9 protein-coding genes are annotated in these 7,622 nt (G+C 63.0%); 7 read left to right on the top strand and 2 right to left on the bottom strand.

The window, feature by feature from the left end; translation table 11 throughout:
* The first annotated feature begins 376 nt into the window (after positions 1-376).
* From KBY78_RS14080 to KBY78_RS14105, 6 genes are all read left to right on the top strand, one after another.
* A complete protein-coding gene (locus KBY78_RS14080) occupies positions 377-1,144 on the top strand; it encodes a hypothetical protein (RefSeq protein ID WP_255144114.1) in 768 nt (255 codons plus the stop codon).
* Between the two features lie 103 nt (positions 1,145-1,247).
* Positions 1,248-1,670, top strand: a complete 423-nt coding sequence (locus tag KBY78_RS14085) for a hypothetical protein (protein WP_255144115.1) — start codon at positions 1,248-1,250, stop codon at positions 1,668-1,670.
* 12 nt (positions 1,671-1,682) lie between these two features.
* The gene (locus tag KBY78_RS14090; RefSeq protein WP_255144116.1) at positions 1,683-2,039 is read left to right on the top strand and encodes a hypothetical protein; all 357 of its coding nucleotides are present in this window, start codon (positions 1,683-1,685) and stop codon (positions 2,037-2,039) included.
* Positions 2,036-2,566 carry a hypothetical protein gene (locus tag KBY78_RS14095; protein ID WP_255144117.1) on the top strand — a complete coding sequence of 177 codons (531 nt, stop codon included), beginning with the start codon at positions 2,036-2,038 and terminating at the stop codon, positions 2,564-2,566. Before KBY78_RS14090 ends, KBY78_RS14095 begins: the two co-directional genes overlap by 4 nt.
* A complete protein-coding gene (locus KBY78_RS14100) occupies positions 2,563-4,209 on the top strand; it encodes a terminase (RefSeq protein ID WP_255144119.1) in 1,647 nt (548 codons plus the stop codon). Before KBY78_RS14095 ends, KBY78_RS14100 begins: the two co-directional genes overlap by 4 nt.
* A complete protein-coding gene (locus KBY78_RS14105; protein ID WP_255144120.1) occupies positions 4,206-4,907 on the top strand; it encodes a sigma-70 family RNA polymerase sigma factor in 702 nt (233 codons plus the stop codon). Before KBY78_RS14100 ends, KBY78_RS14105 begins: the two co-directional genes overlap by 4 nt.
* Before the next feature lie 61 nt (positions 4,908-4,968).
* On the opposite strand, the gene KBY78_RS14110 is transcribed toward KBY78_RS14105, so the two are convergent.
* Complete coding sequence (locus KBY78_RS14110; RefSeq protein ID WP_255144121.1) at positions 4,969-5,376, bottom strand: hypothetical protein; 408 nt, start codon at positions 5,374-5,376, stop codon at positions 4,969-4,971.
* A gap of 20 nt (positions 5,377-5,396) precedes the next feature.
* Positions 5,397-6,044 carry a serine protease gene (locus KBY78_RS14115; RefSeq protein WP_255144123.1) on the bottom strand — a complete coding sequence of 216 codons (648 nt, stop codon included), beginning with the start codon at positions 6,042-6,044 and terminating at the stop codon, positions 5,397-5,399.
* 310 nt (positions 6,045-6,354) lie between these two features.
* On the opposite strand from KBY78_RS14115, the gene KBY78_RS14120 reads away from it, so the two are divergent.
* Positions 6,355-7,557, top strand: a complete 1,203-nt coding sequence (locus KBY78_RS14120; RefSeq protein WP_255144125.1) for a hypothetical protein — start codon at positions 6,355-6,357, stop codon at positions 7,555-7,557.
* Positions 7,558-7,622 lie beyond the last annotated feature (65 nt).

The raw sequence follows: 7,622 nt of genomic DNA on the forward strand, positions 1-7,622 counted from the left end.
CGGGGCAAAACACCTGAAATGGGCGTTCTGAGCCGCTGATTCGCTGAAAACCAGCCCGGACGGAGCGTGATCAGCTCTCAGGAGGGAAAAACGCGGGCGTTCAGGTGGTTTTTCCGCAAACTCTTAGAGAAAAGAAGAACAGGGGGGACAGGATTTCTCTCTTTTTCTGCTGTCTGCTGGTTGCAGCCTCGAGCCTTTCGAAATTCCCCTTACGGCTGTCCCCCGTCCCCCCTAAGGCCCAGATCGCTTGCACCGCAGGTGATCTGCTGGCGGGACAAGGGTTGTCCCTCCCTGTCCCCCTGTTCCCCCCTCCGCATCGGGGTATGACACGCCCCTCGCTGCAAGCGCCAAGCAGCAGGGAGCAGGATTGATGCCGATGACATTCCCCAGCGACGCTGCTGCTCATCTGCCCGGCCGGCGCGTTACCGGCAAGGAGGCCGGCGGCTGGCTGGCGCCGATCCCTGGCTTGCTGCGCCGTGATCCTTATCACTGCTACTGGCTGGGCGATCACCTCTTTCCGGTCTCGATCACCGGCGTGCTGGCGGCTGGTAAGTCGAGCTACGCCATGGCCCGCATCGCCGCTACCCAGGCGATCTGGCAACCGCGGGGAACCACCTGTCACCTGGCCCTGGAACTCAGCCTCAAGGCGCAGCGCGCCACACCTCGCTGCCAGCACCGGCAGGTGCAGTTGCTTGAACACCCGCAGCACGGTGAGGCCTTTGCCGAGTACGCCGACTGGGTTGAACCGCTGCTGAACCACGGGCGCTGGCAGCAGGTGCAGGTGATTGCTTCTGAGCGCCCCACCTGCTGTCTGGTGCGCAATGTGGCCGGCACCTACGACACCGCCTTCCTTGATCCCGCCCTGCCGATTCCGAGCGATCGGCCCAGCTGGGCGGCGGGCCCGGCGCGGGTGCTGGCTGATCTGAAATCGCTGGCGGACGGCGGCAGCACCTACTGCACCCGCGCCCAGATCGGTGGCTACATGGCCCTGGAGAGCAGCCAGGGGCAGTGGTTCGACTACGGCCAGACCATCTGGTGCCGGCCTGGCCGCACCCTTTTCTCTGCGCCCTACACGCGGCGGGAGTGTCTGCTGGCCTGGGCAGCGGCTTGGAGTCATTACAGCGGTCTGCACCGGCCGTTCTGAGCCCTAGCGCGCCAGAGGCCTGAGCCATTACTTGTGCCTCACGTTTGCGAGCCGCTAAGGTGCCCCGTAATTCCGGGCCAATTCTTGCTCGGTGTTTGCGGTCATGGCATCCGATTCGCTGGGCGCACCTATCGCTGCGGCGCCCATCAACCTGGCGGGCGTTGCTTCTGCCCCAGCTCCCGCGCCACCGGCAGCGCCCTCCTCTCTGCTGGATTCGGCTGTGCTTGATGCCCTGCTGGATCGCATCACCGCGATCAAGAACTCCCACAAGCAGCTGGAGGCCGAGCTTGAACCCCTGCTCGATCAGCTCGATGCGGCCTTTGAGGCTGGGATGGTGGATCCCACCTTCTGCCACAACGACACCAGCTTCTGCTGGTCTTCTGGTCGCACTACCTATGCCTACCCCGAGGCCATCAAGCAACGAGAGCAGGCCCTCAAGGCCGCCCAGAAGGACGCGATTGCCAGTGGTGCCGCGACCGCCAGAACAGGGCGGCCGTTCTGGACGATCCGTCTGCCGCGCAACTGAGGGCAAGCCGCGATGCATCCGGCCAAGCGCAAGGGGGGCACGGCTGAACGCCAGGCTGCCGAGCTGATCAGCCGCCTGCTGCAGTTCACGGTGCGTCGACGCCTCGGTGCCGGCCGCACCACTGCTGCCGGTGGTGATCTAGGTGATCTGGACGGGGTTCCGGACCATGCCATCCAGGTGGCCAGCTGGGCGGATGTGGCAGCGGCAGCTCGGCTGAAACCCAAGGAAGCAGAGCAGCAGGCCTGCCATGCCGGCGTGCCCTATGCCGCCACCCTGGTGCGCTTTCGTGGCGGCACCTGGCGGGTGGTGCTCACCCCTGAGCAGTGGGCCGCCTATGTGCGGGTGGTGCTGCAGGAGGGGCCGCTGTGAGCAGCCCGCTGCGCCCTGGAGGCGATGGGTGCGGCACGGACCCGATTGAGGTGTTGCGCTGCGCAGCACCAGCGGAGGATGACGACGGACAGCCGCTGGGGGCGGCGGTGGGCGTGGACCCCCGGCGGCCGGTGGGACCAGGTAACCCGCCACGTCAGCGGCGCGGGACCACTGCGGCCCCCAGGCCCAGTCGGCTGGAGATCGAGCGGCGGGTGGCGGAAGCCCAGCTATGGATCGCCCAGCGCCTGCCGTTGGTCCAGATCCTGGAGAACACTGGTGAGAAATGGGGGGTCCGCAACAGCCAGACGGTGAACCGCTACCTCAACCTCGCCCGCGAGCGGATGGTTGAGGAGCTGATCACCGACCGGCGCCGGCACCAGGCTGAGCAGATCTTTGCCCTCAATGAGTGCGCCCGCCGGGCCATGGATTCCGAGCAGTTTTCGGCCGCCGTTGGCGCCTTCCGCGTGATTGCTGAGATCGGTGGCCTGCTGCGCGCACCGATCAAGCCACCGGAGCCACGGGCATGAGGGGCGCTCCTTTTCCTGCGGCGATTGTTCAGCGTCCTGCTGCAGATGGCAGCGGCCTGCTGCTGAGCGAGCTCGACCCCTGGGGTGATGCCGGCCTGCTGCACCTGCCAACGGCCACCACAGCCGAGCCATCGGAACCCCAGAGCCTGCGCAGCTTTATTGCCGAGGCCTACCCCCGCTATGGCTTCCAGCGCTGGGCTGACGTGCTGATCGAGCTGCTGCAGCAGGTGGCCGATGGCCAGCTCAGCCGCCTGATCGTTACCTGTCCTCCCCGCCTCGGCAAAAGTCTCCTGGTTTCCAAACTGTTTCCGGCCTACTTCCTGCAGCGCTACCCGCATCTCTTTGCGGCGATCGCCTCGTATTCGGCGGAGCTGGCCTACGCCCACTCCAGAGAGGCGCGCCACTTCTACCGGGTTACCGGCCACCTGCTGGCCAGCGATTCAGCAGCTGTGGGCAACTGGCTGACGCGGCAGCGTGGTGGCTGCATCGCTGCCGGCGTCGATGGCCCATTCACGGGCAAGGGCTACAGCCTGGGAATCATTGATGACCCCTACAAGGGCCCAGGTGATGCCGCCAGCCCTGCTCTGCGGCAGAAGCTGATCGACTGGCTGCGCTCGGTGTGGCTGACCCGAGCAGAACCGGCTTCTGTGCTGGGGCCGGACGGCAGGGAGCAACCGAACCTCTCGGCCCAGGTGGTGGTGCTCACCCGCTGGGACCACCAGGACGTGATCGGCTGGTTGTATGAGCAGGAGCTGGGGGAAGCGCCGCAGCACTGGACCGTGCTGGACCTGCCAGCCATCGCCGAGGACCCGACCGAACGCCCCAAGCTGCCGCCCACCTGCTCATTGGTACCCGACTGGCGCCAGGCGGGAGAGGCCCTCTGCCCGGAGCGGTTCCCGCTGAGCGAGCTGGTCAAAATCTGCGCCCGCCTTGGCGCTTACTGGTGGGCAGCGCTTTATCAGCAGCGACCCAGCCCGGCGTCGGGCTCAATCTTCCTGCGCAACTGGATCCGGCCGCCCTTCCCCTGCGAGGCGACAGGAGCTAATTCTGGCCGCCAGCGGCAGTACGCCCTGCTGGCCCTCTCCTGTGACCTGAGCTTCAAGGGGGAAGCTGAGAGCGACTACTGCGGCTTCTGCCTTGCGGGCCTGCTGGCACCACCGCAGCGGCGGATCCATCCGCGCACAGGACAACAGGAGGGCCAGGCTCCACTGGAGGAACTCCAGCTCGAAGTGCTCTGGGCTGCCCGGCACCGCTTTGGCCTTCCGGAGGTGATCCGCTTCCTGCTGGGCTGCCTGCAGGCGCTGGAGCAGCAGGGCCTCAGGCCCAATGCCGTGCTGATCGAGGACGCCGCCAATGGCCCGGCGGTGCTGCAAACCCTCCGGCGCCGCGTGCCGGGGATGCTGCCTATCACCGCCCGGGGCAGCAAGGAAACCCGCGCCCATGCCGTCGCCCCCCTGGTGGAAGCAGGTCAAATTCGCTTTCACCACCGCGCCCAGCCGCTGGTGGAGGAAGCGATCCGTTTCCCCAAAGGCAGCAAGGACCTGGTGGATGCCTTCTGCCACGGTGCCCTGTGGCTTGAGGGCCGCTACTGGAAGGCCCAGGGCATCCAGCCAGTGGTGACGCCACTGCTGGTGAGTCGATGAGCGAGCCGATGGTGTCCGCAGTGCGGGGACATCCCAGACGAGCCCTTGTGGCCAGTCCAGTGGGTGCTGTGCTGTCGCGGGGCGTGGAGCAGCTGGTGCTGCCGCTCACGGTGGTGCTGGTGGGCAATGCTGCTGGGGCGGAGCGAATGCTGCGGCAACGGCGCTACCGCCGGCAGGCGTGCCATGCACGGGCAGAGCAGCTGGTGATCAACCTGCAGGAACCGGAGCGTCACCACCCCAGAGCCCATGGTCAGCGGCTCCCGCGCTGCAAACCCCGTCGCGAGCGCCCCGTGAGGCCCCATGCCGCTGCTGATGCCCTGGCGCTGGAGCACAGGGACCTTGCGGAGAAGATCGCTGGCAACTTCGCTCGCCGCACTGTCCATCCCAAAGAGGACCTGCTGCAGCTGGCGATGATCGGGCTGATCAAAGCGGCGCGCCGCTACGACCCTTCACGGGGCCCATTTCGGCCTTACGGGCGTACCTATGCCAATGGGGAGATCACGCACTTCCTTCGGGACAATGGATTCCTGCTGAAGGTGCCGCCGACGTGGCGGGAGATTCATGCGCGGGGGCAGCGGTTGCTGTCCTCAGGAGTTGGCGTGGAGGAGATGCTGGAGCGAATAGGAATGAGCCGCGCACAGTGGTTTCAGATCGTTGATGCTTGCTCAGTGCGGGTGGTTGCTTTTCCGGTTGAGTGAACGTCTGCTATCACCAACCGATAGGAGCAGGTCTATTGAAGCGGCCAGGCAGATGGCATTGTCAACTGTCAAAATTGCAATATGCATTGATTCCAATTCTTCCAACCGAACAAATCAATAGAGTCACGGGAGGCGCAAGAAGCGTTGCGGTAAAGCCAAGGGTTGCCCCGATCGCGGCTGATATTGTGCTTACTAAAATGGCTTTAGATACCTCACTCTCTGAGGAGAGAAGTTTCTTCTCTTCAACATAAGCCTCGTCATCGCACAAGAATTTACGAACTTCGACGCTAAACCTATCCCAGAACGGCTTTGAATTCTGATTGCCGCCGAAGGGCACTATGTTTGGTGAACCGGTAGTACTTAGCCACTTTTCGGCAGCTTCTTCGAGGCTGTCTTCTTTGAGAAACACGTTAATTATTGAGCGCTGGTATGGCTTGAGAAGCCCGAGCCATTCTTCTTCATCGGCCATAGGGATTTCAAATTTGACTGTCACAGCATGTCCCTCAAGTATTCCGCAGATACGCACTGTGTTGTTTGGTGCAATTCTCGCGGATTAATACCGCCAAGAGAAATTCCTCCTTGGCCAGGAGCCCACGCGCCAACCAATACACCAGATATCGACTGATCCTTAGACGAGAAGACAAGGCTGCCTGATTGCCCGGGCCTCGCTTGAGTATTTATAACTGCATGCTTTGACTTGATTCCCTTCGTATCAATCAGAACTTTTGCTCCAATCTCTGCCCTCTGAAACGTGAGCGCTCGACGACCCTCAACACAGTGGGGATAACCAAAAATACCAACCTCCTCGCCCACATTATCGTCGTCGAAGCTTCCGAGTCTAGGGATCGAGCCAGTGTGTTTAATTTCTGCTTTCAATATTGCTAAATCGCGTATGGGATCGATTTCTTGGACTGAAACAGGAATAGTTTGGCAGCTGGTGTCGCTCAAGTCTTGATAAGAGTTTATGCTGTTTATATGAGGCGAAAGTATCACCAAGTTAGCCCCCTCAGAACCTGTAACGTGATGTGTAGTAGCTATTTGCCCATCATTGCTTACCAGGAAGCCGGTGCCAAGCATTTCGACATGGTCTGGAGTTACCCTCCCAACAACATAAACAAGCTGAGTAAATATGTTCACCTAGAAAGCCCTCTCATTTACGGTTCCCCGCCAAACGAAATATATTTTAAGTATAGCACCGAATCTATTGGTCTGCCTGGAAAGCGTAAGCCACTAACATAGCCAATGTAGCCCCATGGGGTATCAATGAATAAGGCGAAGAAATTTTCTCGGCCAGATCATTTCAGGACTCATACAAGAATCGCAAGGCACCGTGCCATGGAGTCTGGCTTGGCATCCTTCTCTCGGACAAGCCTATGCAGATCCTGAATTGTTCACTTCACGACCAAAGCACTGCTCCTGGCAAGAGCTGTGATGCCGCCAGCAGCCAGTGCCCACCACCCGCCGCCGCAGGCCTGCATCTATCACTAGCGACACGCAGCTGGCACTGCAGCCCCCCTGGCTGGAACACCCCACCCTCTCTGGCCTGCGAGATCGCCTGCAACTGGTCTACGACTGCTGGACCCTGCTGGAGCTCCCCGACGGCACCAGCCGCCGGCCGTTGTATCTAACCCGCGGCATCGAGGAACCCGAGACCTGCTATCTCAAGCGACTGGAGGCCGCCCGCCCCACCGGCTTCTACCGCGATGCCCTGCGCACATACGCAGGGATGCTGTCGCGGCTGGCCTGGCAGGAGCTGCCCGACTCGCTGAGCCGGGTGGCCACCGACGTGGATGGCCAGGGAACCGATCTGGGGGTGTTCCTGTTCCTGGCCGACCTGCTCACCCTGCGGGATGGAGGCTGCCTAATCCTGCAGCTGCCGCCCCAGCACCGCTGGCCCTCAGAAGGCGACCGGCTGGAGGCTCTCGGCAAGGGCGACCGGCTCTCCCTGCCCCGCCTGCAACTGGTGCCCCGAGGCGACCTGCTCAACTGGCGCCTGCCCACCGATGGCACCAGCAGTGCTCCGGCGTCGGGCCCGTTGGAGATCGTCTGGCGGGAGCCACGCCGGCAGGCCCTGCCGCCCCGTTTCGCCAGCGGCAATGCATCAGTGCCCACGGTGGTGATCGATGCCCACGGCGGCCTGGTGCCCGATCCACAAGCGTGGATCTACCGCAGCCTCTCGCTCACCGATGACGGCCTGGTGCTGCGCAGCTGGCAGGCCAACCCCAACCCCGGCGCCGTGGATGGCTACGACTTGGTGCCGGTGGGTGAGCCTTCGCTGCTGCCGCAGCGCTTTGACCTGCCAGCCCTCTGGTACTCAGTGGATGGCAGCGCCTTTGGAGAAGGCGATCTGCCCCACCTGGGCCTAGCCCACCAGTACCTCAACCACTACCGCTGCCGCAGCGACTACGAGGATCTGTTGTCACGCACCGCCTTGCCAGTGGGGGTGCGCACGGGCTTGGTGGATGCCTACGGCTTTCGCCGCAGTGATGGCGCCCTGAGTTCTGCTCCAGCTGGTGGTGGTGATGCTCAACGCCCCCAACGACTGGTGCTCTCCACCTCCTCCTTCATGGACCTGCCGGAGGGCGCCAAGAGCAGCGTCCCAGCAAGTGGTGTAATTCAGGAGGAGCAGCACCGGCGTAGCCGGTGCTGACGGCTCAGCTCTTCAAGCGTCAGTCGTGGCAAGAGGTGGGCCGGTCTGTGACCCTGTTCGGAGCA

Source organism: Synechococcus sp. EJ6-Ellesmere, assembly GCF_024345875.1.
GTDB lineage: Bacteria > Cyanobacteriota > Cyanobacteriia > PCC-6307 > Cyanobiaceae > Regnicoccus_A > Regnicoccus_A antarcticus.

Excerpts from the sequence above, each read along its gene's own strand:
- KBY78_RS14090 (WP_255144116.1), top strand. The coding sequence starts at position 1,683 with ATGCATCCGGCCAAGCGCAAGGGGGGCACGGCTGAACGCCAGGCTGCC.
- KBY78_RS14080 (WP_255144114.1), top strand. The coding sequence starts at position 377 with ATGACATTCCCCAGCGACGCTGCTGCTCATCTGCCCGGCCGGCGCGTT.
- KBY78_RS14105 (WP_255144120.1), top strand. The coding sequence starts at position 4,206 with ATGAGCGAGCCGATGGTGTCCGCAGTGCGGGGACATCCCAGACGAGCC.
- KBY78_RS14100 (WP_255144119.1), top strand. The coding sequence starts at position 2,563 with ATGAGGGGCGCTCCTTTTCCTGCGGCGATTGTTCAGCGTCCTGCTGCA.
- KBY78_RS14085 (WP_255144115.1), top strand. The coding sequence starts at position 1,248 with ATGGCATCCGATTCGCTGGGCGCACCTATCGCTGCGGCGCCCATCAAC.
- KBY78_RS14110 (WP_255144121.1), bottom strand. The coding sequence starts at position 5,376 with ATGGCCGATGAAGAAGAATGGCTCGGGCTTCTCAAGCCATACCAGCGC.